Source organism: Bradyrhizobium cedriense (genome assembly GCF_054602315.1).
On record NZ_JBTSWB010000002.1, the window covers coordinates 741,976 to 767,492 of the forward strand.

General features: G+C 63.9%; 26 protein-coding genes. 16 read left to right on the plus strand and 10 right to left on the minus strand.

The genetic code is table 11. The features are described from left to right. Positions 1–67: 67 nt before the first annotated feature. The 3 genes from ACYCVF_RS09705 to ACYCVF_RS09715 are packed head-to-tail and all read right to left on the minus strand — an operon-like array spanning position 68 to position 4,820. On the minus strand, positions 68–2,881 hold the full coding sequence (locus tag ACYCVF_RS09705; RefSeq protein WP_459602001.1) for a DUF4159 domain-containing protein: 2,814 nt from the start codon (positions 2,879–2,881) through the stop codon (positions 68–70). Further along, positions 2,878–3,822 (minus strand): DUF58 domain-containing protein, encoded by a 945-nt coding sequence (locus ACYCVF_RS09710; RefSeq protein WP_459602003.1) that lies wholly within the window; start codon positions 3,820–3,822, stop codon positions 2,878–2,880. Before ACYCVF_RS09710 ends, ACYCVF_RS09705 begins: the two co-directional genes overlap by 4 nt. After that, complete coding sequence (locus ACYCVF_RS09715; RefSeq protein WP_459602005.1) at positions 3,822–4,820, minus strand: AAA family ATPase; 999 nt, start codon at positions 4,818–4,820, stop codon at positions 3,822–3,824. The genes ACYCVF_RS09710 and ACYCVF_RS09715 overlap by 1 nt, the downstream gene beginning before the upstream one ends. A 271-nt stretch (positions 4,821–5,091) precedes the next feature. Here ACYCVF_RS09715 and ACYCVF_RS09720 point away from each other — a divergent pair, with 271 nt between their 5' ends. Genes ACYCVF_RS09720 through ACYCVF_RS09735 form a run of 4 tightly spaced genes read left to right on the plus strand, consistent with a single transcriptional unit; the run spans position 5,092 to position 7,904 of the window. Further along, entirely contained in the window at positions 5,092–5,703 is a 612-nt protein-coding gene (locus tag ACYCVF_RS09720; RefSeq protein ID WP_459602007.1) for a DUF1285 domain-containing protein, read from the plus strand. A gap of 2 nt (positions 5,704–5,705) precedes the next feature. Further along, positions 5,706–6,377 carry a CoA pyrophosphatase gene (locus tag ACYCVF_RS09725; RefSeq protein ID WP_459602009.1) on the plus strand — a complete coding sequence of 224 codons (672 nt, stop codon included), beginning with the start codon at positions 5,706–5,708 and terminating at the stop codon, positions 6,375–6,377. Beyond that, positions 6,374–6,637: a DUF6111 family protein gene (locus tag ACYCVF_RS09730; RefSeq protein ID WP_239621837.1), complete on the plus strand. Its 264-nt coding sequence runs from the start codon at positions 6,374–6,376 to the stop codon at positions 6,635–6,637. Before ACYCVF_RS09725 ends, ACYCVF_RS09730 begins: the two co-directional genes overlap by 4 nt. 10 nt (positions 6,638–6,647) lie before the next feature. Further along, positions 6,648–7,904 (plus strand): CCA tRNA nucleotidyltransferase, encoded by a 1,257-nt coding sequence (locus ACYCVF_RS09735; protein ID WP_459602011.1) that lies wholly within the window; start codon positions 6,648–6,650, stop codon positions 7,902–7,904. Between the two features lie 83 nt (positions 7,905–7,987). On the opposite strand, the gene ACYCVF_RS09740 is transcribed toward ACYCVF_RS09735, so the two are convergent. After that, positions 7,988–8,944 carry a LysR family transcriptional regulator gene (locus ACYCVF_RS09740; protein WP_459602013.1) on the minus strand — a complete coding sequence of 319 codons (957 nt, stop codon included), beginning with the start codon at positions 8,942–8,944 and terminating at the stop codon, positions 7,988–7,990. A gap of 119 nt (positions 8,945–9,063) precedes the next feature. On the opposite strand from ACYCVF_RS09740, the gene ACYCVF_RS09745 reads away from it, so the two are divergent. The 7 genes from ACYCVF_RS09745 to ACYCVF_RS09775 all read left to right on the plus strand — a co-directional run bounded on the left by ACYCVF_RS09745 (position 9,064) and on the right by ACYCVF_RS09775 (position 15,334). Beyond that, complete coding sequence (locus ACYCVF_RS09745) at positions 9,064–9,366, plus strand: monooxygenase (protein WP_459602015.1); 303 nt, start codon at positions 9,064–9,066, stop codon at positions 9,364–9,366. A gap of 11 nt (positions 9,367–9,377) precedes the next feature. Further along, complete coding sequence (locus ACYCVF_RS09750) at positions 9,378–9,665, plus strand: antibiotic biosynthesis monooxygenase (RefSeq protein WP_459602017.1); 288 nt, start codon at positions 9,378–9,380, stop codon at positions 9,663–9,665. 103 nt (positions 9,666–9,768) lie between these two features. Next, on the plus strand, positions 9,769–10,539 hold the full coding sequence (locus tag ACYCVF_RS09755; RefSeq protein WP_459602019.1) for a TSUP family transporter: 771 nt from the start codon (positions 9,769–9,771) through the stop codon (positions 10,537–10,539). A 266-nt stretch (positions 10,540–10,805) separates the two neighbouring features. Then, the gene (locus ACYCVF_RS09760; protein ID WP_459602021.1) at positions 10,806–11,144 is read left to right on the plus strand and encodes a hypothetical protein; all 339 of its coding nucleotides are present in this window, start codon (positions 10,806–10,808) and stop codon (positions 11,142–11,144) included. A 655-nt stretch (positions 11,145–11,799) separates the two neighbouring features. Beyond that, positions 11,800–12,069, plus strand: coding sequence for a hypothetical protein (locus tag ACYCVF_RS09765; RefSeq protein WP_459602023.1), 270 nt, complete (start codon positions 11,800–11,802; stop codon positions 12,067–12,069). Between the two features lie 1,570 nt (positions 12,070–13,639). After that, positions 13,640–13,861: a hypothetical protein gene (locus ACYCVF_RS09770; RefSeq protein WP_459602025.1), complete on the plus strand. Its 222-nt coding sequence runs from the start codon at positions 13,640–13,642 to the stop codon at positions 13,859–13,861. A 720-nt stretch (positions 13,862–14,581) separates the two neighbouring features. Then, positions 14,582–15,334 carry a Crp/Fnr family transcriptional regulator gene (locus ACYCVF_RS09775; protein ID WP_459602027.1) on the plus strand — a complete coding sequence of 251 codons (753 nt, stop codon included), beginning with the start codon at positions 14,582–14,584 and terminating at the stop codon, positions 15,332–15,334. A 32-nt stretch (positions 15,335–15,366) separates the two neighbouring features. On the opposite strand, the gene ACYCVF_RS09780 is transcribed toward ACYCVF_RS09775, so the two are convergent. Continuing rightward, complete coding sequence (locus ACYCVF_RS09780; RefSeq protein WP_459602029.1) at positions 15,367–15,729, minus strand: hypothetical protein; 363 nt, start codon at positions 15,727–15,729, stop codon at positions 15,367–15,369. 793 nt (positions 15,730–16,522) lie between these two features. On the opposite strand from ACYCVF_RS09780, the gene ACYCVF_RS09785 reads away from it, so the two are divergent. Then, positions 16,523–17,236, plus strand: coding sequence for a Crp/Fnr family transcriptional regulator (locus ACYCVF_RS09785; protein ID WP_459602031.1), 714 nt, complete (start codon positions 16,523–16,525; stop codon positions 17,234–17,236). Between the two features lie 293 nt (positions 17,237–17,529). Here ACYCVF_RS09785 and ACYCVF_RS09790 read toward each other — a convergent pair whose 3' ends face one another. From ACYCVF_RS09790 to ACYCVF_RS09810, 5 genes are all read right to left on the minus strand, one after another. After that, entirely contained in the window at positions 17,530–17,733 is a 204-nt protein-coding gene (locus tag ACYCVF_RS09790; protein WP_459602033.1) for a DUF2158 domain-containing protein, read from the minus strand. A gap of 225 nt (positions 17,734–17,958) precedes the next feature. Further along, on the minus strand, positions 17,959–18,825 hold the full coding sequence (locus ACYCVF_RS09795; RefSeq protein WP_459602035.1) for an HAD family hydrolase: 867 nt from the start codon (positions 18,823–18,825) through the stop codon (positions 17,959–17,961). Continuing rightward, the gene (gene hemF / locus ACYCVF_RS09800) at positions 18,816–19,703 is read right to left on the minus strand and encodes an oxygen-dependent coproporphyrinogen oxidase (RefSeq protein WP_459602037.1); all 888 of its coding nucleotides are present in this window, start codon (positions 19,701–19,703) and stop codon (positions 18,816–18,818) included. Before hemF ends, ACYCVF_RS09795 begins: the two co-directional genes overlap by 10 nt. Positions 19,704–19,771: 68 nt before the next feature. Then, on the minus strand, positions 19,772–20,404 hold the full coding sequence (queE, locus tag ACYCVF_RS09805; RefSeq protein WP_459602039.1) for a 7-carboxy-7-deazaguanine synthase: 633 nt from the start codon (positions 20,402–20,404) through the stop codon (positions 19,772–19,774). Positions 20,405–20,423: 19 nt separating this feature from the next. Further along, positions 20,424–20,882, minus strand: coding sequence for a tRNA (cytidine(34)-2'-O)-methyltransferase (locus ACYCVF_RS09810; protein ID WP_459602041.1), 459 nt, complete (start codon positions 20,880–20,882; stop codon positions 20,424–20,426). Positions 20,883–21,162: 280 nt separating this feature from the next. On the opposite strand from ACYCVF_RS09810, the gene petA reads away from it, so the two are divergent. The 4 genes from petA to ACYCVF_RS09830 all read left to right on the plus strand — a co-directional run bounded on the left by petA (position 21,163) and on the right by ACYCVF_RS09830 (position 25,370). Continuing rightward, on the plus strand, positions 21,163–21,693 hold the full coding sequence (gene petA / locus ACYCVF_RS09815) for a ubiquinol-cytochrome c reductase iron-sulfur subunit (RefSeq protein WP_459602043.1): 531 nt from the start codon (positions 21,163–21,165) through the stop codon (positions 21,691–21,693). Positions 21,694–21,755: 62 nt separating this feature from the next. Next, positions 21,756–23,828: a cytochrome b/c1 gene (gene fbcH / locus ACYCVF_RS09820; RefSeq protein ID WP_459602045.1), complete on the plus strand. Its 2,073-nt coding sequence runs from the start codon at positions 21,756–21,758 to the stop codon at positions 23,826–23,828. Positions 23,829–24,046: 218 nt separating this feature from the next. Continuing rightward, complete coding sequence (locus ACYCVF_RS09825; RefSeq protein ID WP_459602047.1) at positions 24,047–24,721, plus strand: dienelactone hydrolase family protein; 675 nt, start codon at positions 24,047–24,049, stop codon at positions 24,719–24,721. A 31-nt stretch (positions 24,722–24,752) separates the two neighbouring features. After that, positions 24,753–25,370 carry a hypothetical protein gene (locus tag ACYCVF_RS09830; protein WP_459602049.1) on the plus strand — a complete coding sequence of 206 codons (618 nt, stop codon included), beginning with the start codon at positions 24,753–24,755 and terminating at the stop codon, positions 25,368–25,370. The last annotated feature ends 147 nt before the right edge of the window (positions 25,371–25,517 follow it).

Here is a 25,517-nt window from a genome sequence, read left to right on the forward strand (position 1 = left end):
ACCTGCGGTCTGGCCCTACGGACGATCCCGGAATGACGGGGCGTGTGGTTCAAGCTCGTGAGGCGCATCATTGTCCCAGCCGTTCGATCAACGCCGGAGCGTGCACCTGGTCGGCCTTGTAGTTGCCGGTCAGCGTGTACATCACGATGTTGGCACCCGCGCGGTAGGCGAATTCGCGCTGGCGGGCGTCGCCGCCGGTCACCGGCAGCATGGCTTGTCCGTCGGGCCGCACGGCCCAGGCGCCGGCGAGATCGTTCGATGTGATGATGATCGGCGAGACGCCGTCGCCGCCGCGCGCCGGCCGCTGCGCACTGTCCTCGTCGTCTTCGCGCGGCAAGGTCTCGACCCAGGTCTGGCCGGCCGTGAAGCGGCCGGGGAAGTCGCGCAGCAGATAGAAGGTCTTGGTCAGCACGTGCTCGCGCGGCACCGGCTCGAGCTCGGGCACGTCGAGCGAGGAGAGTATCTCGCGCAGCGTCTGCATGCCCGGCGTCTGCGACGCCCCGTTCGCGCCGGGCGGTGCCTCGATCGCGTCGCGGGTGTCGAACAGCACGGTGCCGCCCTGCTTCATGTAGGCGTCGATCTTGTTGATGGCGTCCTGCGGCGGCTTCGGCGCGCCCGGTACGATCGGCCAGTAGATCAGCGGGAAGAAGGCGAGCTCGTCGCGCGCGGGATCGATGCCGACGGGATCGCCGGCCTCGAGCGCGGTGCGCTGGGCCAGGAACAGCGTCAGCCCGTTCATGCCCGCTTTGACGATGGAATCGACGTCGGCATTGCCCGTCACGACATAGGCGAGGCGGGTCTGCGACACCGCCTTCATCGCGAACTCGTCCGCGGCGCCGTCGGCGCGCGCCGGCGTCGGCGCAAACGACATCAGGCCTGCGAGCACCAGGGCGAACACGATCATGGCCGGCGCAGCGCGGCGGCGCAGCAGCGCGGCAATCCCGCCGCCGAGCACCGCGACGATGATGGCGTCGATCAGGAACAGCGCGAGCGCCGTCGACAGTAGCCAGCCGCGCAAGTCGCGCGGCTCGGAATTGGTGTAAGTGGCGTGCCGGGCGCGCAGGCTGGCGGTATTCAGGGCCGCGATGCGGTCGGCGGCAGCAAGCGTGTTCACGGCAAGCGGTCCTTCTGCCGGACCATAGAAGCCCGGCGGATGATCGGGTGTGGCGCGGTCGCGATAGTCCGCGGGCAGCGGCTTTGCGGTCGCCGGCGGCGGGCCGAACGCGCCGAAACCGTCGAGGATGTGCAGCGGCGCCACCGTCTCGGCGGTCGCTTCGCTGGCGACGCCGGCGCCGGGCTTGGCGGTGTAGCCGGACATGTCGACGACCCGCCGCAGCATTTCGACGAAGATGCCCGACATCGGCAGGTCCGACCAGCGCATGTCGGCGCTGACATGGAACAGGCTGACGAGGCCCTTGCCGCGATGCTCGCCGGTCACCAGCGGCGTGCCGTCTTCCAGCGAGGCCCAGCTCTTGGTGGCGAGCACCGCGTCTGGCTCTGCCAGCACCTGGCGGCTCACGGTGACGTCCTTGGGGACCGCGACGCCGGCAAACGGACCGTCGGCCGCGAACGAGGCGAGATGCTGCGGCTTCTCCCAGGTCAGGCTGCCGCCCAGCGTGCGGCCGCCCTTGCGCAGCTTGACGGGCACGAGGTCATCCTCGGCCTGCGCCAGCCTGGGCCCTGCGAACCGCACCAGCACGCCACCCTGGTCGATCCAGGCATTGAGCCGCTCGCGGACTTCGGGGGCGATGGTGCCGACATCTGCCAGGATGATCATCGGCAGCTTCTGGTCGAGGAACTGGGTGATGCCCTGCTGCGGCGAGCCCTTGTCGGCGAGCCGTACGTCGGCGAACGGCGCCAGCGCGCGCGTGAGATAGAAGGTCGGCGCCAGCAGCGGCTGCGCCGTCTCGCTCGTCGAGCCCGAGATGATGCCGATGGCGCGGCGGCGCCAGCGCTTGTCGAGCAGTTGCACCGCGCCGGCGGAGCGTTCGCCGGATATTTCGAGCCGGCTGATATCGTTGCGCAGCTCGACCGGGAGATCGAACGCGGCTTCGGTTTCCTTGTCCTGCGGGCCGAACGAATAGCGGGCTTCTCCGATCGGCGAGGCCTTCTGGTCGAGCGCGCGTACGGTGCCGGCCGCGATGCCGCCGTCGGTGCGCAGCACCTTCACCGTCATCTTCGCCGCAGCGTTCTCGGCCGCGACCAACGCCAGCGGCGAGGAGGTGCCGCCTTGGAATATGGTCAGGCTGCGATCGCCGATGGTCTTGCCGAGGCCCTGCACGAAGTCCTCGCCGCGGCCGGTGTCGACGCCGTCGGACAGCCAGGCGATCTCGCAGTCGCCGGTGACTTTGAGGAAGCGGTCGACTGCGGCCAGCGTCTCGACGCGATCGATCGAATGGGGCTTCGGCGAAAGTTGCCGCAGCGCGACGCGCGCCGCACCCGCCGGCATCAGGGTGATGTCGCGGTTCGGTTCGGACAGCGGCACCAGCGCAACGGCACGGCGATCGTTGTCGGCGTTTGCGATCAGCTCGTCGGCGGTCCGGATCCTGACGTCCCAGTGCGACGCGGCGCTCCAGCCGTCGTCGAACATGATCATCAGCGGCGCCTTGCTGCCGGCGGCGCCTGTTTGCGGATTCCAGATCGGGCCCGCGGCAGCGAAGATCACCAGCGCGGCGGCGAGCAGGCGCAACGCCGTCAGCCACCACGGGGTCCGCGAAGGCGTCTCTTCCCTGGGTGCGATGTCGAACAGCAGGCGTGTCGGCGGAAACTCGATGCGGCGCGGCCGCGGCGGCATCACGCGCAAGAGCCACCACAGCACGGGCAGGCTGACGAGGCCGATCAGGAGCAGCGGTTGCGTGAAGGCGAGCGGCAATCCCATCATGCGGCCGGCCCCGCCTTGATCGTCGTGGTGCGGGCACCCGACTTGCTCACCTGCATGCCGGCATGCAGGAACAACAGCAGCTCCGCGGCGGAGCGGTCGGTCGCGTGGGTCGTGAACAGCCAGTCCAGCTTGTTGGTCTCGGCGCGGATCTGGTCGCGGTGAAGCGCGAGCCGCGCGGTATAGTCCTGCGCCCAGCTCTCGGCGCGGCCGGCGGTGATCACGCCCAAGCCTTCGGGCTCGACGAACTCGACGCGGCCGGAATAGGGGAAGCTTTCCTCGGCGGGATCGACGACCTGGACCATGGTGCCATGTGCGCCGGAGCCGGAGAGTCCCGCCAGCGTCGTCCTGATCTCCGAGATAGGCGACCAAAAATCCGACAGCACGATCGTCTCGGCGAGCGCCGAGGGCACGAAGGACGGCGGCAGGCTCAGGCGGTCGGCATCGTCATGCAGCATCGCCTGCGCCATCTTGTCGATCACGCTGCGGCTCGCGGTCGGCCCCATCAGCCCGGGAATGCCGACGCGCTCGCCGCCGGAGACGAGCAGCTCGGCCAGCGCAAAGGCGACGATCAGCGTCCGCTCGAGCTTGGATTCGCGCGCGGTCTTCGAGGCGAACGCCATCGAGGGCGAGCGGTCGGGCCAGATCCAGACCGTGTGCGAGGCTTCCCACTCGAGCTCGCGGACATAAAGATGGTCGTCACGCGCCGAGCGGCGCCAGTCGACATTCTGTGACGGCTCGCCCGAGACGAAGCGGCGGTACTGCCAGAAGTTCTCGCCGGCGCCGGCGCGGCGCCTTCCATGCAGGCCGTGGATGACGTTGGCGGCGATGCGGCGGGCCTCGAGCACCAGGCGCGGCAGCGAAGCGGCGAGCGTGCGGCTTTCGCCATCGGCACGTCGGATCGCCAGTGTCTCCTTCGCTGCGTGCCCGTTCTCCGCTGCCATCAACCGATCCGTGTCTTCAATTGCCGGATCACGTCCGGAATCGTGCGACCTTCGGCGCGCGCCTGGAACGTCAGCGCCATGCGGTGCTTCAGCACGGGTTCGGCAAGATCGAGCACGTCGTCGACCGAGGGCGCGAGGCGTCCGTCGATGAGCGCACGGGCGCGCACCGCCAGCATCAGCGATTGGCTGGCGCGCGGGCCGGGTCCCCAGGCGATGAACTTGCCGGCTTCGCCGGCGTCCGGACCGGGCCGGGCCGAGCGCACCAGCGACAGAATCGCCTCCACCACGGAATCGCCGACCGGCAGGCGCCGGATCAGCCGCTGCGCGGTGATCAGCGCCTCCGCGGACATCGAACCCCTGGCCAGCGTCTCCTCCGCGCCGGTGGTCTCGAACAGGATGCGGCGCTCCGCATCGCGGTCGGGATAGTCGACGTCGATCTCCATCAGGAAGCGGTCGAGCTGGGCTTCGGGCAGCGGGTAGGTGCCTTCCTGCTCCAGCGGGTTCTGCGTCGCGAGCACGTGGAACGGCTTGGGAAGATCGTGCCGCGCGCCGGCGACGGTGATGTGCTGCTCCTGCATCGCCTGCAAGAGCGCCGACTGGGTGCGCGGGCTGGCGCGGTTGATCTCGTCGGCCATCAGCAGCTGCGCGAACACGGGACCGGCAATGAAACGGAAGGCGCGCTTGCCCGCGGTGCTCTCATCCAGCACCTCGGCGCCGAGAATGTCCGACGGCATCAAATCGGGGGTGAACTGGATGCGCTTGGCATCGAGACCGAGGGTGACGCCGAGCGTCTCGACCAGCTTGGTCTTGGCAAGGCCGGGCACGCCGATCAGGAGCGCATGGCCGCCGGAGAGGATGGTGACCAGCGTGTTCTCGATCACGCGATCCTGGCCGAAGATGACGGAGGCGATCGCGTCCTTGGCCGCGCGAATCTGGCTCGACACCTGTTCGGCCGAACGGACGATCCCGTCCTCGAGTTTCTCGACACTCTCCGCCATTCGCTCGCTCCTTCAGCCTGCCACGCGGCTTGCTTGCATCGTCACGTCGGGTCATCACGTCAGGTCATCACATCATGTCATGGGCCCTATGCTAGACTTGCAGGAAGGCCATGTATTCGTTGAATTAACCTATCCCCACCTTATCGGCTTCGGGGTATGTACGGCATCACGAAGTGGCGACCTCCACACCGGACTATTCCGGATGGAACCGCGCACCCGAGTACAACGTAGACCTGCACCAATCGTGCCAATCACAAAGTCAGGGCAAACCATGGCGAACCAAGGGCAGAGCGCCGATCGCGGTCTCGAGGGGCTGACTGCGGCCGCCAAAAGCGCTGCCGATGCCGAAGGCGTCAAAAAGGGTCTGCCTCCGGTGCATCTGTGGAATCCGCCGTTTTGCGGCGATCTCGACCTCAGAATCGCGTCCGATGGTACGTGGTTCTATCTGGGGACGCCAATCGGGCGTCCTGCCTTGGTCCGCCTGTTCTCGACCATCCTCAAGCGCGAGGGTGACAAGCATTTCCTGGTCACGCCGGTGGAGAAGGTCGGCATCCGCGTCGATGATGCGCCGTTCATGGCGGTCGAGATGCAGAAGGACAGCGAGGGCCATCATCGCGTGCTGCGCTTCCGCACCAATGTCGATGACTGGGTCACCTGCGATGCCGCGCACCGGCTGCGTTTCGAGCAGGCGCAGGATGGCGGGCTGACGCCGTACTTGCACGTCCGCGCCGATCTCTGGGCCAAGGTCACGAGGGCGCTCTATTACGATCTGGTTGACATGGGTGAGGAGCGGATGATCGATGGCCAGTCGATGTTCGGTGTCGAGTCGGCCGGCGAATTCTTCGCCATGGCGGATGCGGAGCAGGTGAGGGCCGCGCTTTGAATTTGAACAAGCCTATCCTGACGAACGAGCCCGTCGCGATGGGAGCCGAGGAGTTCTTCGCCCGCTCCAGGACGAAGCTCGGCTTTGACGTGCCGCCGGGCCTCTACGATCCGAACATCATCCCCGCCTCGGGCGATCCCGGCACCGACAAGATGCTCGAGATCATCGCTCGCGAGCAGCCGGTGCGGCCGGCGGCGGTCCTGATCGCGGTGGTGGACCATCCCGAGCCCACCATCCTGCTGACGCAGCGCTCGGCCCATCTCAACGACCATGCCGGCCAGATCGCGTTTCCCGGCGGCAAGATCGACGCGACCGATTCCTCGCCGCTGGATGCGGCGCTGCGCGAGGCCGAGGAGGAGGTCGGGTTGTCCAGGGACTTCGTCGAGCCGCTGGGCTATCTCGATCTCTACGGCACCGGCTTCGGCTTCCGCATCCTGCCGACGGTCGCCAGGGTCAGGCCGGGCTTTCAGCTCACCATCAACCGTTCCGAGGTTGATGATGCGTTCGAGGTGCCGCTATCCTTCCTGATGAACCCGGTGAACCACCAGGTGCACAGCAAGGAATTCCGCGGCATGGAGCGGTCCTATTACGCGATGCCGTTCGCGGAGCGCTACATCTGGGGCGCGACCGCCGGAATGCTGCGTGTGCTTTATGAACGGATCTATTCATCATGATCCGGACGATTCTGACCGAGATCGGAATCTTCCTCATCCCCTTCGCCGTCTATGCGCTGTTTCTGGCCGCAACGCGGTCCGGCCTGTTCGCGCGATCCTCCTGGCCGGTCGCGATCGTCGCGCGCCTTGCGCTGGTGGCGATCGTGCTTGTCATCGCGGGCTTGATCGGCCTTGCGCATTTCTCCGGCGCGCCGCCGGATTCGACCTACGTTCCCGCCCATGTCGAGAACGGCAAGCTCGTGCCGGGCACGGAAAAATAGGGGCCGACCGATGAGCGCGGAGCCGTTGCTTGCCCATGCGCCCTGGCTGACCGCAGGCGGGACCGCGCGTGTCCTGGAACTGCTCGGCACTGACGGCGAGGAGGCGCGTGTGGTTGGCGGCGCCGTCCGCAATGCGCTGCTCGGTCTGTTGCCCGGCGACATCGACATCGCGACCACGGCGCTGCCGGACGAGGTGATGAGGCGCGCCAGGGCGGCCGGCATCAAGAGCGTGCCGACCGGCATCGACCACGGCACCGTCACGCTGGTGATCGACGGGCATCCCTATGAGGTCACGACGCTGCGCGAAGACACCGAGACCTTCGGCCGCAAGGCCAGAGTCGCGTTCGGCCGCGACTGGGTGAAGGATGCCGAGCGACGCGACTTCACCATGAACGGCTTGTCGGCCGATGCGAGCGGTGCCGTCTTCGATTATGTCGGCGGCATCGCCGATGCGAGAGCGCGGCGCGTGCGCTTCATCGGCGATCCCGACCAGCGCATCGCCGAGGATTATTTGCGCATCCTGCGCTTCTTCCGGATTCACGCCGCCTTCGGTGCCGGCGAGCCCGACCGCGATGGCTATCTCGCCTGCATCCGGGGCCGCGCGGGCCTGGCGAGCCTCTCGGCCGAACGGGTGCGCATGGAGATGCTGAAATTACTGGTGGCCGGCGGTGCAGCCGCGGCCGTGCTGGCCATGGCCGAGGGCGGATTGCTGCAGGCGCTGATCGGCGGCGTCGCCTACACCGGCCCCCTTGCGACGATGATCGCGATCGAGCGCGAACTCGGCCTCGCGCCAAGCAGCACGCGACGCCTGGCCGCGCTGTCGGTTGCAGTACCCGAAGACGCCAAGCGCGTTGCCGCGCGCTTGCGGCTCTCCAATGCCGAAACCAAGGCGCTGGATTCGATGGGCCATCGCTGGTGGCGCTTTGCCAGCAAGGACGAAGCCAATGCACGGCGATTGCTCTACCGGCTCGGTGCCGAGCGCTATCTCGATCGCGTGTTGCTGGGCTGGGCGAGGCACGGCGGCGACGTCACCTCATCGCGCTGGCGGGCGCTTGCCGAGCTGCCGCAGCGCTGGACCGCGCCGAAATTCCCGCTGAAGGCCGCCGATTTCATCGCACGTGGTCTCGCGGAAGGACCCGCGCTCGGACATGTGTTGACGCTCGCCGAGGATGCCTGGCTTGCGGCGGATCTTCCGCTGGAGCAGGCCGCGCTCGATTCCATCGCCGATCAAGCCGTCGCACGCATCAGCCGCGATCAGAAGACGTAACCTTTGGTGCCGAGCCTCGCAGTACTGATGATCGCGGTCTCCAGGATCTTCGCCGACGCCAGCCGGATGGGCGGCTGGTCCAGCTAGGCCGATCGTCTTCCCGCACGCATGATGCTTCGGTCTTCCGCCCGGGGCGCCCACGGGTCCCCCGAGGGATCATCACCGAGGCTCTCTGCAAGAAAGTCGATGAAGAGGCGGAGCCGGCTCGGGACGAAACGCCGATGCGGATACAGGACGTGCACGCCGAGGCTGCCCCAGTCGCAATCCTCCAGGATCGGGACCAGCAGTCCCGCCTCGATGTCCTTGCCGCAGACGAATGACGGAAGCCACGAGACGCCAAGCCCCGCCACCGCCGCCTTGCGCAACGTATCGGCGCTGGTCGAGGCGAGCCGGGCGGTCATTCTGACCTTGCCGTGCATCTCACGCCGCCGCCAGGTCCAATCGAGACGAGGCGCGGGCTGCGAGAAGGTCAGCGCGGGCAAGGCCGAGAGCATCTCGGGCGTGGCGGGAACGCCGTGTCGGGCCAGGAAGTCCGCGCTTGCCACGACGCGAAAGTGGGTCGTCGCGAGCTTGCGTCCTATCAGCGCGGTGTCGAGCGACGGGGCGACCCGGATCGCCATGTCAAAGCCTTCTTGCACGAGATCCACCGGGCGGTTCGTCAGGTCGGCGACGACGGCAATGCCGGGATGCCGCGACATGAAATCGACGAGCAGCGGCGCCAGGTGGTCCTGGCCGAGTTCGACCGGCGCCGTCACGCGGAGCGTCCCACGCGACTCCCGGTTCTCCGCCCCCACGGTGCCTTCCGCCTCGTCGACGGCTTCGAGGATCGCGAGCACCTTCTCGAGATAGAGTTGCCCCTCCGCCGTCGGCCGGACCGACCGGGTGGTTCTGTCCAGAAGCCGGGCTCCGGTGCGCTCCTCGAGGTGACCGACGTGCTTGGCCACCATCGCGGCCGACATCGCGCAGGCACGGGCCGCCGCGTTGAAGCCGCCGAGCTCAACCACCCGCACGAAAACACGCATGCTGCTCAGCGTATCCATGGCCTATCCCACACTCCCAGTCAGCATCGAACCTACCAAACGGTGAATTCTCGCAAGCGTGTCGTCGACATAGACCGCTGCGCGCGCCCGATCGGGCCGTTGCGAACAAGAGGTACCACATGACGACATTGCTGCAATTCGACTTCGCGTTTGATGGGCCGTGGGGCGAAGATCTTGAAATCGCCTGCCGCGATCTTGCGGACGACATCGCGGCCCAGCCAGGGCTCATCTGGAAGCTCTGGGGCGAGAACCGCAGCACGGGACGCTCGGGGGGCGTCTATTTGTTCGAGACGCCGGAAGCCGCCGCTGCCTATGTGATCAAGCATCGGCCGCGTCTCGCCGCCTTTGGCGTGGCCGATCCAGCCATCTCGTCCTTCAGCCTCAACCTGCCGCTGTCTCGCACGACGCGCGCGCCGCTCTGAGAGGGCAAGCGATGTACACGACCATTGCCGAAGTCGAGATCGAGGATCTCGCGCGCTTTCTTTCCATTTTCGCAACGGACGGCAGGAGCAAGCGGGAGGCGCATGGGAGCCTCGGGGCCGAAGTGCTGTTCGCATCGGATGGCTCGGACAGGGTCATTGTCCTGATCGACTGGCGGGACGAAGCGGCCTGCGACGCCTTTCGATCCGACGCCTCGGTGCCCCCGACGATGACCAAAGGCGGCGCCAAGGGGCGCCCGCGGTTCACCCCGGTCATCAGGGCGGGCCGGTTCGCCGCATGACGCCGGACGCGGCAGCCAGTTCGCCTGCCGCGTGCCTCGCTGGCGTTGCCTTGCCGCGGATTCTCAACTAGACGAGGCCGCAAATCAGCCGCGATCAGAACAATTGACCATCGTCTCAGGCTTCGCCGACATCTCGCTTCTGCAGCTCCTGCTGGTCGCGATGATGGCGTTGTTTGCTTCGGTCATCGGCGGTCTCGCCGGTTACGGCACCGGCGCCCTGATGCCCTTGGTGCTGGTGCCGCTGGTCGGTGCCGAGCCGGTGGTGCCGATCATCGCGATCTCCGCGATCTTCACCAATCTCAGCCGCGCGATCGCTTACTTGCGCTACGCCGACCGTCGCCGCGCACTGATCGTGCTCGCCTGTGCGGCGCTCACCACGGCGCTCGGCGCCTACGGCTACACGCGGCTGACCAATGCGGGCGCCGCGCTGGTGATCGGCACCATGCTGATCCTGAGCGTGCCGCTGCGCCGCGTGCTCCGCCGCCGAAGGGTGCGGATCGGCGACACCGGCCTTGCGGCCGGCTCCGTCGGCTACGGCGTTCTGGTCGGCGGCACCTCCGGCTCCGGCGTGATCCTGCTGTCGCTGCTGATGGCCGCGGGGCTCGAAGGCGCCGCCGTGATCGCCACCGACGCGATGATCTCGCTCGGCACCGGCCTCATTAAGATCTTAGTGTTCGGCCTCGCCGGCGCGGTGACGGCGCAGGTGCTCGCCTTCGCGCTGCTGATCGGAGCAATTGCGATCCCCGGAGCATTTGTCGCAAAAGCCTTCGTCGAGCGGATGCCGGTGCACATCCACACCGCGATCCTCGACGCTGCCGTCGTCGCCGGCGGAGTTGTGATGATCTCGGCTGCCGCGCGGCAGCTCATCGCCTAGAGGGCGCCGGTTCGGTACGGTCGCGCGAGGATCGGATCAGTCTCCCTCATACAGCCGGATGCCAGGGGCTGTACGCGTAAGCCCTTTCCCCCGGGCAAGCACACCTGCGCGGAGCACTTTTCCGCGGTGATGAGTTCGGGCGGCGGACGGGGCAGCCGGTTCCAGGTCTGCAATCGAGCGGATCTCACCGGGTTGGCTCTTGCCGCGATTGTTCTCGCGGCCCGGCTTCATAGGTGGTATCTTGTTGCCTCAAGGGAGCTAGCGCCATGCAAAGATATGTCGCGCGGGCAAACATAGATCATTACCTCGGTCTTCTGTACCGCCATGATCTCAGTCCTCACAATCGGAGCGTTGTCACGATGTTGCTCGTGGCTGAGGGCGAAAAGCTTGGTTTCGACGTTGCGGATCTGGAATTTGCCGAGCTCAGGGCTGCGAGTTGCCACGACAGGCTGACGCGCTCCAAAGCGCTCCGCGATGCCTGCGTTTTCGGAACCTCGGAACGGGGACACGCGGACGGCGCGCTCATCAACGTCGAGAATGTGCAAACTCAACTTGAAGATATCTGCCACCGCTTGCGCGCTGGAATGACGTCGTCTCGCAGATAGCGTCTGCCTTGCGTCACGGCAGCGTTTGGTCACCTGAAAACTGGCATGTGATCTCGATCAACGACACGCCATCACGCTGCGCAACTGGTTCGCTCGTTCACCGGAAGCGAGGAGGCGTCGCAATCGGCGATCGGCCAAGATTGGCCTCGCTAGTTCGGGAGAGGAGTGGTACACAGCCGACATCACCGCACGCTACGTGGCTGTTATCGGTGACTGAGAGCTTTGCGTGCTCCCGCCTCAAATCTAGCGAAGGCGGTCAGATGTCAGGTCCCAACCAATTCGACATTCGTGAGTGGCTCGTACCACCCTTGTTGGTACCGATCTTCCTCGCAGTGCTGATCGCGGTCGTCGCTGTTCTGTGAAGTAGGCCCGTTCATCGCCATACGCCAAGGAGGCTCGGGTGGCGGTGTTGCAGCCAATTCGAGCCGGGACAGGAGCCGACATTGGCAAATACGGCAATCATCAGGGATGCCTACGGGGTTCCTGCAGTTTTCGTTGGTTCGAAAACGGGGCGGGACGACGCTCCCTTTGTCTTCGTGAGGGTCGGAGACGAGGAACGCCGGATGCGTTGGGCCGAATGGGATGCCCTTCCGGCCTGGACCGGCGCGCGTCCCGCTTGGGCGAACAGGACCAAGTAGCGATGGAGTGTTCCAGCATGATGGTTCGAACCGGCACATGGAGTGCGGTGCTTTTGCTGGCATTGGCACTGGGCACATCCACGCCAGAAGCTTTTGCCGCGGAGCCGAACTGCCGTTCGATCGAAAGCGCCAACGCGCGCCTCTCCTGCTACGATGCGGCATTCCCTCCAAGAACAGGGAAGCCTGCCGAAGCCGGCATGGACCTGTCGTCACGCGACAAGGATCCATTTCTCGCGGAAGAAACCAGAACCGCCGCGAAGCTGAAGAATATTTGCCGCGGTTGCTGAGTGACACCGACCGCGGCGTGCTCCTGAACGTCGTGCTCCAGTTCAGAGGGCCATCCGATGACGAAAGAAAATGCCAGAGGTGGCCGAGTGGTCCGACAGCGAAAGCGTGCCATTCACCTGGCCGGTGCGGTATTGGACGACAGGGCCGACAGTTCCGCGAGTTCCAGGGACCAATCGACGAGAAAACGGCGCCTGCTTGATGGGCCGAAGGAATTCAGGACGGTCCGCGTCGATCGCTCGAACGAGACTTCAAGCGACGAGGATTGATCCAGCGAGCGGCAAATCTTGTCTCGTCTGAGCCGATGTAATGAACTTCCTCATGCCACGCGGCGACTAATCCTTATCGGGATTTTACTCTCACCCTCCCGGGGCTGGTAACCCGCCGCCTGCGCTTTATTTGAAGCGGGCGGCGTTTTTGCGCGTGGCAGGCGAGCAGCCGAGCAGCCTTGATCCTTTGCGAAATGTCCGACGAAATCGAAAACGTCCAAAGCGCGACCGGATATGCGCGACAACGGGTCAAGCCGGCGTTTTTCTGTCATTTGCGTCAGGTTTCGATCTCGTAGGTCTGTCCGGTAGCGGACATGGCTGCTATCATGCGTCGATCATCGCCCGGCGCATGGCAACTGTCGATGACTAAGAGCACGTTGGCTCCCGCCTGGTCACAAGGTGAGGTAATGGCAGATGACCGAAGCAGACAGGTCGCATGCGCCTCCGGCAAATGGCCCGCAGTGTCCCTCTTGCTACCTGCCACTCGGGGAGCGGGCAGTCTATGTGCTGTTCGATGCGAATACAGACCGAAACGTTCGCCTATTCCAATGCAAGAATTGTCGCAAGCACGTTTGGGACGACGAGGCGGCTTGAGATTGCTCGAGTTCGTATTGCAGACGCGCCAGTCGGCAGTGCCGTTTTATGGGGAATTTGTGAATGCGACATTGTCTGATGACAGGACGTGAAGCTGCTGGTGAACGAGCTGCGATCGAGGCCCGACTCGTAGCCATAGACAAAGTCCTTGAGGCGTTGCTGCAGGTGAAGATGGCCGCAACGGAGTGGCGAATTGAAGTGAGCCCGCCGCACGGTCGAGTCACTGCCCGACTTTGCCTGCCCCGCGATCGACGAGCTTCAGATCGTTGGCGGCGTCGCAAAGTGTGAAAACGGTCAGGCTGGATTGGCCTGATGACATCCAGGAAGGTATTGTTGCGAGACACAAGTCAAAGGCCAGTTCTTTTGACCCTTGGAACGACGAAGAAGCCGACAGTCGAATAAGGCCCCTCGGTTGGTGACCTCTTCAGGTCCCGAGGCTTTATGTAATGGTGCCGTATTCCGTCTCTGTCGGTGTCCGGCATCGCAAGTGCGGACATATCGGTATCGGGATTCGACAAGTCCATTGCCGGGGCTGGAAAGCCGCTGCCTGCGTTTCATTCAAGCGGGCGCGTTCTTCATCACTAAAGCCGCGATCGACCCCAACGCTCAGGGGCTGGAGACAAGCGTTGGGGCCGTCGCGCGGCTGAGCGGCGACCAGCCGCGCATCAGTCAAACCCCAGTTTGAGGTTTTGTCTGTTCGGTCCCGAACATGCTGATCGCATCTCTGGTGTCATCCGATTTCGGACGCCTGCCTTTCGGCATGCGGCCTGTTTCCGCGCGGCGATCGGTTTCGAAAATTGCGGTGGCCTTGGTTTGTGAAACCAACACGATTGGTGTCACCACGAATCCTTATGCCCTGTATCAGTCATACTGCAAAAGCGGCCGCATCTCGGACTGCACTCCGGCATGTCCGATGACTGCTGAAGCATGATCTCGAAAGGTGCGCCGCGGTCTGTGGGGATCTGAAGCCGCATCAGTATGTTCAGTCAGGATTGGCACTGGCTTTCCTTTGTCAGGAGGCGCACACTCACGACATCACCGCGCAGTCCTAGGCATTTATCGGTGATGAGAACGCCACATGCGCTCCCGCCCTCCTTCCTCCGGACAGGAGCCAGCGCAATGCAGCAGCCGGGCCGCCGCAAGCAAACTACTTCTCTCGAAGAACGATTCGTCGAAGAAGTGAAACGTCTTCGCGCAAGAGCTGAATCGCTTACAGCCTGCATTCGGCCCGGACGGGCAGCAAGCCAAGTCCGACAGGCCGAAATCGCCATTCATGTTGACCGGTGGCTGCGGTCACCAGGCCTGCGAGCTCCGACATGACGGGGCGTGCGCGAATTGGCGTGACGAGACTGGTCGACTTCCGGACCAGATGGGCAAACAAGAGCGATAGGGCCATCAACGCCGTCCTGAGCCATTTCTGGAGCAGGCTCAACCCGGACGCGACCACGTTAAAGAAGCAGAGTAAAGTCCCCACAATCAAGAAGCGCGTGTAACGCCGGCGCCGTGATTGCGTGGAAGCGATCGGACGTTCACCTGATAGTTCGGTACTTTGCGCACTATATTAAGTCTCTTATCGCGAGGAGCGTGCTCTCGGAACGTAGATGTAACCCCCTCGCGGAAGTCGACCCGACCGATCGGGCGGAATGCTGCGATGTTTCAACCTGGGTTCGCCCACGCCAACGAGCTTTTGTCCTCCTTGCCAGTCGACCAGCTCGACCGGCTCCTGCCCTATCTGATGCCGGAATTCATGCCCTCGGGTACGGTGCTGATGGAGGCGGGCGGCGAAGTCGACTTCGTCTACTTCCCCCACAGTGGCATGGTCTCCTTACTCGACGTTCTGGCCGACGGCCGAGCCATTGAAACCGAAACAGTGGGACGGGAGGGGGCCTTAGGCGCCATGGCGGGGCTGGGGTCGCCCATTTCGCTGGCGCGAGTCATCGTGCAGATGCGCATTGAGACCAGCAAGATACCCGTCAAGCGCTTTCAACAAATCGCAGGTGACAGCGAAGCTATTCGGGCGCTCTGTATTCATCACAACGATGTGCTTCTGTCCAAGGCCAGGATTACTGCTGCCTGCAATGCAGTGCACGAAATCGAAGCGCGCTTTTGCCGCTGGATCCTGCAAACGGTCGATCACGACGGCGGCGATGTTGCGGAACTGACGCAAGAGTTTCTCGCCGAGATGCTCGGTGTGCGTCGATCATCGGTCACTGAAGTTGCCGGAAAAGTACAGCGAGCGGGAGCAATCGTCTATTCCCGAGGAACAATAAGGATAAAGGACCGACCGAAACTGGAGGCGATGTCCTGCGATTGTTATACGCGGCAGAAGGAGCACGGCTTGATACTGGCCCGGTCCTACATCGCGCGGCAAAAGGCGCGCGGGCTGGCCAGTGCACGACTCTAGTTACTTTGCAGTTTCACGGCAACGCACCCGGTTCAACCTCTTGCCTCGTCGGCATCTGAGACAATTGGTCTTCGGTCTTCCAGCTCCTCGTCGAGTTGGCGAGCTCGCTGCTCTATGGCATCGGCGATTGCGAGAAGAGCCTTCTTCTTGCGAGAATTGGCGGTCTCGGCAGCCAATTGGCGAGTGCGGAGAATCTTGCCCTGAATCGCTGCAAGCGCGGTAATGCTATCGCTCATGGCATTGCTGCCTTTCCGTGAGCTTTGAAAAACATTGAACAATATGGTCGTTTGACTGGAAACGAATTGGTCCTTGACGTTGGTACTCGCAAATGTCGTTCGATCTTTAGAAAGGGCGTTCTCCGATTTCGCTGACAGGCATTGGATGTTATGATCCACTTGAGGCCTTGTCAGCCTTTGTTAAGTCAGCGGCTCAACTCAGGCTACGTTCAGAGGCCGGTTCGCCCTGGGGGCGCGCGGGCCGTTTCATCGCGAAATCTCCGACGATACCGTGATCACTTGATCGCATTTGTTGCATTCGAACGAGCGAACGTTGAGTCCTTTCGGACCGGTCGTAATTCCAACAAGGCTGGCCAGATCTCGGCACTTCGGGCAGCGCGGAGCATCGATACGGGAGTGATGCAGACCGGAGTTTTCGGGCATGTGCTAAGTCCTGCGGTCAGGCGGGAGCACGACACTCTCTGTCACCGTTAGGGCCTGATGAAGGACGGTGATGCCAGCTTTATAGCGCAAATGTCCGGTATATGACACAGGAACCGCGTTGCGAGGATCGGCTTTCGCGGGCAACGGTCGGCGGTCGATCGAATCTCGGGGGATACTCTACCTCCTTTGCCAGGAGTCTTCCGCGCGATCAGTTTTCGCTTGAAATGGTATCGCTGCATCGAGGTGCGCCATTGCGATCGGAGACCGCAGCGCCGTCGGCGTTTTCATCGCCGACATCTCCGCAGAATGCCTCTATATGTCAGATACCGTGCATAGAGCGCGAATTGTGCGGATGACCTTGTCGTTTGCTGCTTCGTTTCAAGCCTTTTGATTGCGCTGACATATGACGGCTATCGGACGGACAAGCGCGACGAAACTTTCGATAATGCGTCTTCCCGCCGGAACGTGCCCTCGGAGCGTGACCATCCCCCTGCGGAAGGCGGCCTGTCCGATCAGGCAGGATGCCACCGTGTCGAAGAACAATGGAGGCCGCTCGTTGGACGCGGCCAACGTGATACTGTCCTCGTTACCGCATGATCAATTCGAGATGCTCCTGCCCTACATGACGCGGGAGACGTTCGAGCAAGGCGTCGTCCTGGTCGAGGCCGGCGATGAGATCGATTTCGTCTACTTTCCTCACAAAGGGGTGGTGTCGCTGCTGTCAGTCTTGAAGGACGGTCGCGCCGTTGAGATCGCAACAGCCGGACAAGAAGGCGTCGTCGGCGCGATGGCAGGTCTCGGCTTTCTAACCTCGTTGGTCCGCGTCGTCGTACAGCTCCCGCTCGAGGCGACCAGGGTACCGGCGAGCCGCTTTCGAAAGGCGGCCGCCCGCTCCGACGTCATGCGGAGTCTTTGTCTGCGCTACAACGAATCTCTCTTTTCTCAGACCAGGATCACCGCAGCCTGTAACGCCGTCCACCTCATCGAAGCTCGATTTTGCCGCTGGCTGCTGCAGACCTCGAATCGCGCGGGCACGAAGACCGTCAATCTGACGCAGGAGCTGATGGCTGAATTGATGGGAGTGCGGCGTACCTCGATCACCGAGGTCGCGAGTAAGCTGCAAGCAGCCGGTGTCGTTCACTATTCTCGCGGGGTGATCAACATTCTCGACGCAACCGCATTGGAGAAATTGTCTTGCGAGTGCTATTCATTGCAACTGGATCATTCTGAAGCACTGCGGTGATCGCATTCCGCCGAACGTGCCGAGAATCGAAGCTTCCAAATCCACACGGCCTGACGGCATCACGCTGGGGATGATGTTCAATCGGACGAGATGACGGTCCATGCGTCCATTTGCTGCGGTGATCGGCCGTCTCCGTCGGCTTTGCGGACAGCCCAAGTGCGATGATCGCAACTGACTAACACCCTCTGCGACCTCCAACGAAGTCCTCGACTGCGCTGCTCCTGGCAGAGAAGCGGACAATCGGGAGCGCTGGAGCGGAGCACTTTCTGACGAGGATGCGGTGTCAGTCGTGCCTATTCGTCCTCGTCTTCGTCCTCATCCTCATCTTCCTCGTCTTCTTCCACCTGCACGAGCACGGCCAGCGGCAACGTCTCGCGGAACAGGTCGCCTTCCATGCCCATCCACAGGCACAAGGCCTCGTTCTGCTTCACCTCCGCGACGGTCAGCGGCTGCCCGCCGGACTTCAGCATCACGATATCGCCGGCTTTCAGATCCATGGATTGTCCTTTCGGTTGATCGACGGCCACCAGGCTAACAGGCCGTCATGACAGGCCGATCACGCGCGCTTGCGAACCGGAAACCTGCGCCTCAGCTGTGCGCTCGTTCGTGATCGGCTGATCCGGCAGGCGCGGGATGTCCAAATAGCCGATGGCATCGCGAAGGGCGGAACGTGACACACGAAGCCGGTAAGGCGGATGTCGGCACGTCCCGCAATGATGGCATCATGCGCCTGTTTTGCCCGACGAGTCAAAGCCGTTTCGTATAATCCGCAAGTCCTTGATATTGCTGCACCCGGCTACTGTGCATGGGGTTGTTTTCGATGTTTCATGTTGTGCCTGGTCAGGCAGCAACTCGCCGAGCGAGCGGATGATGCGATCGGGCCTGACCGTCGAGCCTTCGGGCAGGCCGTCGCCGTGCACGTCGATCCAGATCGAGTAGATGCCGAGGCGCTGTGGCGTCACGACCTCCCATTCGAGATTGTCGCCGATCATCCAGGTGTCCTTGGCGGTGACGCCGAGCGCCTCCATGGCGTGCAGATAGGCGCGCTCCTCAGGCTTGCCGAAGCCGTGCTCGCCTTCGATCTGGATGTGGTGGAAGCGATGCGCCAGCTCGAAGCGCTCGACCTTGGCGCGTTGGGTGTCGGCGGCACCGTTGGTCACCAGTGCCAGCTTGATGCCGAGCGCCTTCAGCTGGTCGATCGCTTCGTGCGCGCCGGGGAAGACGAACATCTCCTCCTCGCGATAGGCGGTGAAGCGGTCGGCGAGGCGAATGGCGAGATCGTCGGGCAGGGCCCGGTGGCCGGCGGCCGCGAGCGCGGCAAAGCCGCCCTTGACGGTCAGATGCCGCGCCTCGGCGAGCTTGAGTCGCCAAGCTGCTTCCGCGTTCGCCCAGAAGTTTCGCGCGAACGCCAGCACCGCGGTTGCGACCTGAGCCGGCGGCAGCGGTGCAAGCTCCTCGGCGAACTCGTTCGCGATAGTGTTCCAGGCGATCTCGGGCCGGCCATAGGCCGACAGGATGGTGTCGTCCATGTCGATCAGCATGGCGCGCGGGAGCGGTCTCGGTGCCGCCTTCATCGTCGTCATGGCCATTTCACCTCCGGCGGCAGCGACGACAGGATCGAGTCCACATTGCCGCCGGTCTTGAGTCCGAAGATGGTGCCGCGGTCGTAGAGCAGGTTGAACTCGACGTAGCGCCCACGCCGGATCAGTTGCTCCTCGCGATCCTCCGCGGTCCAGCTCGTCGCGAAATTGCGCCGCACGATCTCGGGATAGATCCTCAGGAAGGCGCGGCCGACGTCCTGGGTGAAGGCGAGGTCGGCGTCCCAGTCGCCGCTGTCGTGCCAGTCGTAGAAGATGCCGCCGATGCCGCGGGCCTCTTTCCGGTGCGGCAGGTAGAAATATTCGTCGCACCATTTCTTGTACTTGTCGTAATCGGCAACGCCGTTCGGCTGCGCGCAGGCCTGCTTCATCGCGGCATGGAAGGCCGTGGTGTCGGCATCGTCCTGCGTCCGCCTTCGGTCGAGCACCGGCGTGAGGTCGGCGCCGCCGCCGAACCAGGCTTTTGTGGTGACGACGAAACGCGTGTTCATGTGCACGGCGGGGACGTGCGGATTGCGCAGATGCGCGATCAGCGAGATGCCGGAGGCCCAGAATTTCGGATCGTCCGCGGCGCCGGGTATCTGTGCGCGAAACTCTGGCGCGAACTCGCCATGCACCGTCGAGCAGTGCACGCCGACCTTCTCGAACAGGCGGCCACGCATCATCGACATCACGCCGCCACCGCCGGCCGCGCCGGTATGATCGGTGCGCTGCCAGGGCGTGCGCTTGAAGCGGCCGGCTTCGCCCGGATACAGGCTGGGCGGTGCGTCGTCTTCGAGCCGCTCGAAGCTCGCGCAGATGTCGTCGCGTAATCGCTCGAACCAGGCGCGGGCACGGGCCTTGCGATCGTCGGTCAAGCTCGGGTTCATAGAGGATGCCACTCCGTCAATCTCGCGGTCCGCAATGGGTGCAGCTCTCGTTGCAACGGTCACGGGTCCTATCTGATGCCGAGCGATTTGTGCGTCTGCACGCTGAGCCGCCATTGCGGATGGCGCAGGCAATAGTCGATCGCGCGTGCGGTGTTCTCGATCACCTCGGGCCCGTCCATCGGCTGCAGCGAGAAGCGCTCGAAGGGGAGATGCTCGAAGGTTTCGGGCGCGGCCAGCGGCTGCGGATAGACCAGCTTCAATTCGTGGCCCTGGCGCAGCACCAGTTCGCTGCCGGCCTTGGGGCTGACGCAGATCCAGTCGAGCCCGTCCGGAGCGGCAATCGTGCCGTTGGTCTCGACCCCGACCTCGAAGCCGCGGGCGTGGAGCGCGTCGATCAGTGCGGCGTCGACCTGGAGCAGCGGTTCGCCGCCTGTCAGCACCACGTAGCGGTTGTCGGCCGTTCCACGCCATTGCGCGGCGACGATGTCGGCGAGTTCGGCGGCCGTGCCATAGCGGCCGCCGAGGGTGCCATCCGTGCCGACGAAATCCGTGTCGCAGAATTGGCAGGTCGCCTCGCCGCGGTCCGCCTCGCGGCCGCTCCAGAGGTTGCAGCCGGCGAAACGGCAGAACACCGACGCGCGCCCGGCATGGGCGCCTTCGCCTTGCAGGGTCAGGAAGATCTCCTTGACCGCGTAACTCACTCGTCTCTCCTCAACCTTGTCAAACTTGCGGGTTCCGGATCTGCCGCAGCGCCTCGCCGGCCGCCATCGCTGCACTCATCGCCACGTTGAGCGACCGCAGCCCCGCCTTGACCGGGATCACCAGCCGCGCATCTGCAGCCTCGACCACCGCGTCGGTGACGCCGGCGCTCTCGCGCCCGAATAGCAGGATGTCCGACTTCTGGTAATGGAAATCGCGGTAATCGGTGGCGGCCTTGGTGGTGAAGAGGAGCAGGCGGTAACCGTGGACCGCGCGCCAGTCCTGGAATGTCGCCCATGAGTCGTGGCGGGTGATGCTGACGTGGTCGAGGTAATCCATTCCCGCCCGGCGGAAATGCCGGTCAGAGACGGGGAAGCCGGCCGGTTCGATGATATGGGCAGCCAGTCCCAAGCAAGCGCACAGCCTGAGAATCGTGCCGGTGTTCTGGGGGATGTCAGGCTGAAAAAGCGCGATCTGCATGGGCGGTAGCGGGTCGGGTTGCGGGCGCAAAATGTCTCAATAAAACATCGCCCGCCCGGGAATTCGTGCATTGCACGCTCCCACGCCGTTAGCGGGCTTGCGCTCGCCCGGCAAGGGTGCCAATAGAACGATTCTGGACTGCTGTTTTCCCCATTTTGGGCGTGAGCTAGCAAAGTTCTGCCGCCGCGGGGGGCCGCGGGCGCCGGCAGCCTTTCCGGGGACCTCATGGGCGCCCCCTGGAGCGGTTCCACCGGTCGCATAAGAAGAAAGGGTTGGAATCGTGACGACAGCGTCTTCGGCGGACCATCCGACACGCCGTGATTTCTTATTCGTTGCAACCGGGTCAGCTGCAGCAGTAGGGGGCGCGGCTGCGCTCTGGCCCTTCATCTCCCAAATGAATCCGGATGCCTCGACCATCGCCGCCGGTGCGCCGATCGAGGTCGATCTCAGCCCGATCGCCGAGGGTCAGGACATCAAGGTGTTCTGGCGCGGCAAGCCGATCTACATCAGCCACCGCACCAAGAAGCAGATCGACGAGGCGCGCGCCGTGAACGTTGCGAGCCTGCCCGATCCGCAGACCGACGACGCCCGCGTCAAGTCCGGTCACGAGCAATGGCTGGTCGTCATCGGTATCTGCACCCATCTGGGCTGCATCCCGATCGCTCATGAAGGCAGCTACGACGGGTTCTTCTGCCCCTGCCATGGTTCGGTGTACGATACGTCCGGTCGCATCCGCCAGGGCCCTGCGCCCACGAACCTGGCAGTGCCGCCGTACCAGTTCGTTTCCGACACCAAAATCCAGATCGGCTGAGCCTCGGACTCTCGTCCGAAGCTTCGCGCCGTCTCGTCGTACTATTTCCTCAGGATCGCATCATGAGCGGACCATCCGACTACCAGCCGAGCAATCCGGCCCTGCAATGGATCGAGCGGCGCCTGCCGATCTTTGGTCTCATGCACTCTTCCTTCGTCGCCTATCCCACCCCGCGCAACCTGAACTATTGGTGGACCTTCGGCGCCATCCTCTCCTTCATGCTCGGGATGCAGATCCTGACCGGCGTGATCCTGGCGATGCACTACACGCCGCATGCCGATCTCGCCTTCAAGTCGGTCGAACTGATCGTCCGTGACGTGAACTACGGCTGGCTGCTGCGCAACATGCACGCGGTCGGCGCCTCGATGTTCTTCGTCGCCGTCTACGTCCATATGTTCCGCGGCCTCTATTACGGGTCGTACAAGGAGCCCCGCGAGGTGCTGTGGATCCTCGGCGTCATCATCTACCTCCTGATGATGGCGACGGGCTTCATGGGCTATGTGCTGCCCTGGGGCCAGATGAGCTTCTGGGGCGCTACCGTCATCACCAACCTGTTCTCCGCCGTTCCCTATGTCGGCGAGAGCATCGTGACGCTGTTGTGGGGCGGCTATTCGGTCGGCAACCCGACGCTGAATCGCTTCTTCTCGCTGCACTATTTGCTGCCGTTCCTGATCGCTGGCGTCGTGGTGCTGCACGTCTGGGCGCTGCACGTCGCCGGCCAGAACAATCCTGACGGCGTCGAGCCGAAGACCGAGAAGGACACGGTGCCGTTCACGCCGCACGCGACCATCAAGGACATGTTCGGCGTCGCCTGCTTCCTGATGCTCTACGCCTGGTTCATCTTCTACATGCCGAACTATCTCGGCGACGCCGACAATTATATTCCGGCGAACCCGGGCGTGACGCCGCCGCACATCGTGCCGGAATGGTATTATCTGCCGTTCTACGCGATCCTGCGCTCGATTCCGGACAAGCTCGCGGGTGTCATCGCGATGTTCGGGGCGATCATCATCCTGTGCTTCCTGCCCTGGCTCGATGCCGCCAAGACGAAGTCGTCGAAGTACCGTCCGCTCGCCAAGCAGTTCTTCTGGATCTTCGTCGCGGTCTGCATCCTGCTCGGCTATCTCGGTGCGCAGCCGCCGGAAGGCATCTACGTCGTTGCCGGCCGGGTCCTCACGTTCTGCTACTTCGCCTACTTCCTGATCGTGCTGCCGCTGCTCGCGCGCATCGAGAAGCCGCGGCCGGTGCCGAACTCGATCTCGGATGCCGTCCTGGCCAAGACCGGCAGCAGGTCGACACCGATGGTCTCGACCGCTATCGTGCTGGCGCTCGCCGGTTCATTGTTCGCGGGCTCGATCGACAGCGCGAAAGCGTCTGAAGGCAGCGATAGGCCGCCGGGCAACGCATGGTCCTTCTCGGGCCCTTTCGGTAAGTTCGACCGGGGCGCGCTGCAGCGCGGCCTGAAGGTCTACAAGGAGGTCTGCGCCAGCTGCCACGGCCTGTCCTATGTCGCCTTCCGCAACCTCGCCGAGCCCGGCGGGCCCGGCTATTCGGTGGCGCAGGCGGCGGCCTTCGCTTCGGAGTACAAGGTTAAGGACGGCCCGAACGATGCGGGCGACATGTTCGAGCGTGCGGGCCGGCCGGCCGACTATTTCCCCTCGCCATTTCCGAACGAGCAGGCCGCGCGTGCCGCGAACGGAGGGGCGGCGCCGCCCGACCTGTCTCTGATCACCAAGGCTCGCTCCTACAAGCGCGGCTTCCCCTGGTTCATCTTCGACTTCTTCACACAGTACCAGGAGCAGGGCCCAGACTACGTCACGGCGCTGCTCCAGGGCTATGAGGACAAGGTGCCCGAGGGCGTGACCATTCCGGAAGGCTCCTACTACAACAAGTACTTCCCGGGGCACGCCATCAAGATGCCGAAGCCGATCAGCGACGGCCAGGTGACCTATGACGACGGCTCGCCGACCACGGTCGCGCAATACGCGAAGGACGTCACCACGTTCCTGATGTGGACCGCCGAGCCGCACATGGAAGCGCGCAAGCGCCTCGGCTTCCAGGTGTTCATTTTCCTGATCATCTTCGCCGGCCTGATGTACTTCACCAAGAAGAAGGTCTGGGCCGACTCGCACTGAGCGCCGCGAGGTACACGAGAAATGAAGAAGCCCCCGCAAGGGGGCTTTTTGTTGGCTCAACTCTCCGTCATTCCGAGGCGATGCGGAAGCATCGATCCCGGAAACTCGGATTCCGGGTTCGCACTCCGTGCGCCCCGGAATGACGAGAGTGTGGATTGCGTCCTCCCCTGCGACCCGCCAAAATACTGCCAACCGCTCCCCAATCACCGGAGGACATCATGGGAACCGCCATCACCTTCAAGCGACCGGACGGCAAGGACGCTTCGGGCTATCTCGCCAACGCGGCGCGCGGCAACGCACCGGGCGTGGTCGTGATCCAGGAATGGTGGGGGCTGTCGGACCAGATCAAGGGCCTGTGCGACCGCTTCGCGCTCGCCGGTTTTGATGCGCTGGCGCCCGATCTCTACAAGGGCAAGGTCGTGCCCTATCACGACACCGATTCCGCCAACAAGGAAATGAACTCCCTCGACTTCATGGACGCCACGACGCAGACGGTGCGTGGCGCCGCGCAATATCTTGCGCGCAACGGCGCCAAGGTCGGCCTGACCGGCTTCTGCCTCGGCGGCGCGGTCACCATCATCGGCGCGACCAAGATCCCGGAGCTCGCGGCCGGCGTCGTGTTCTACGGCATCCCGCCCGAGCAGGCGGCCAAGCCTGCCGACGTCAAGATCCCGCTCCAGGCCCACTTCGCAGAAAAAGACGATTGGTGCACGCCGGAGCTGGTCAATGGCTTCGAAAAGGCGATGAAGGCCGCCGGCAAGTCGCTGGAGCTGTTCCGCTATGACGCCGAGCACGCCTTCGTCAACGAGCAGCGCCAGGCCGTGCACGACCGCGAAGCCGCCGAGCTCGCCTGGGGCAGGGCGACGGAGTTTTTCAGGAAGCATCTGGGGTAGGAGCGGAGCGATCGATCAGGGGCAGCGAAGTATGTCGGCATCGTCTCTCACGCGCGGCCTCCTCGGCCTGATCGTTTGGTCGATGGCCGGCGCTGCTAGCGTCATCGCGTTGACGACCGCTCCGGCCACAGCACAGCAGGCATTCGTCACGCTGAACGGCGACCTCAAGAAGGAGGCCTGGTGGGTCATTGCGGATTTCCATCCATTCACGACCGAGATCCGCGGCATCCCCGCGAACCAGATCCGCAAGAACTGGTGCAAGGCGACTGAATTCCGCACCGACCTGATCCCGAGGGAGCTGCTGTTCGAGAATGGTGCCGATGTGATGAAGGGCGCCGGCATGTCCTTTGCCATCGAAGGGCGATTCGATGGCGCGGCGACGAGGCAAATCGCCGTGGTCGGCGTCTTTCAGGAGTGTGCGGGACCGAAGGGCAGGTTCATGCTGATCCTCGATCATCCCGACGGCGAGAAGCCGAAGGTCCGCTTTGTCGACGCCATACGTACGAACCGACAGTTCGCGGCCCTTGCGAAGGGCAAGGGTGGCACGCTGGTCCTTTGGGAGTGCATGGAATGCGACGGCTATTCTGTCCTCAAATGGGATCGGAAGAAGAACAGGTTCGGCTGGGTGCCCCAGACTGAGCAGCCGTAGCGACGCAGCGCGTCCCAGCCGCAAGGTCATCGAGGCGCCCAACCCTTGACGCCGTCCCCGCGCCATGGTGAGTATCCGCCCATGAGCACCGCCCTCCGCCCAGCCCGTCTTTGGTGGCGCACCTCCTGAAGAGGTGGCCGGTGCGAT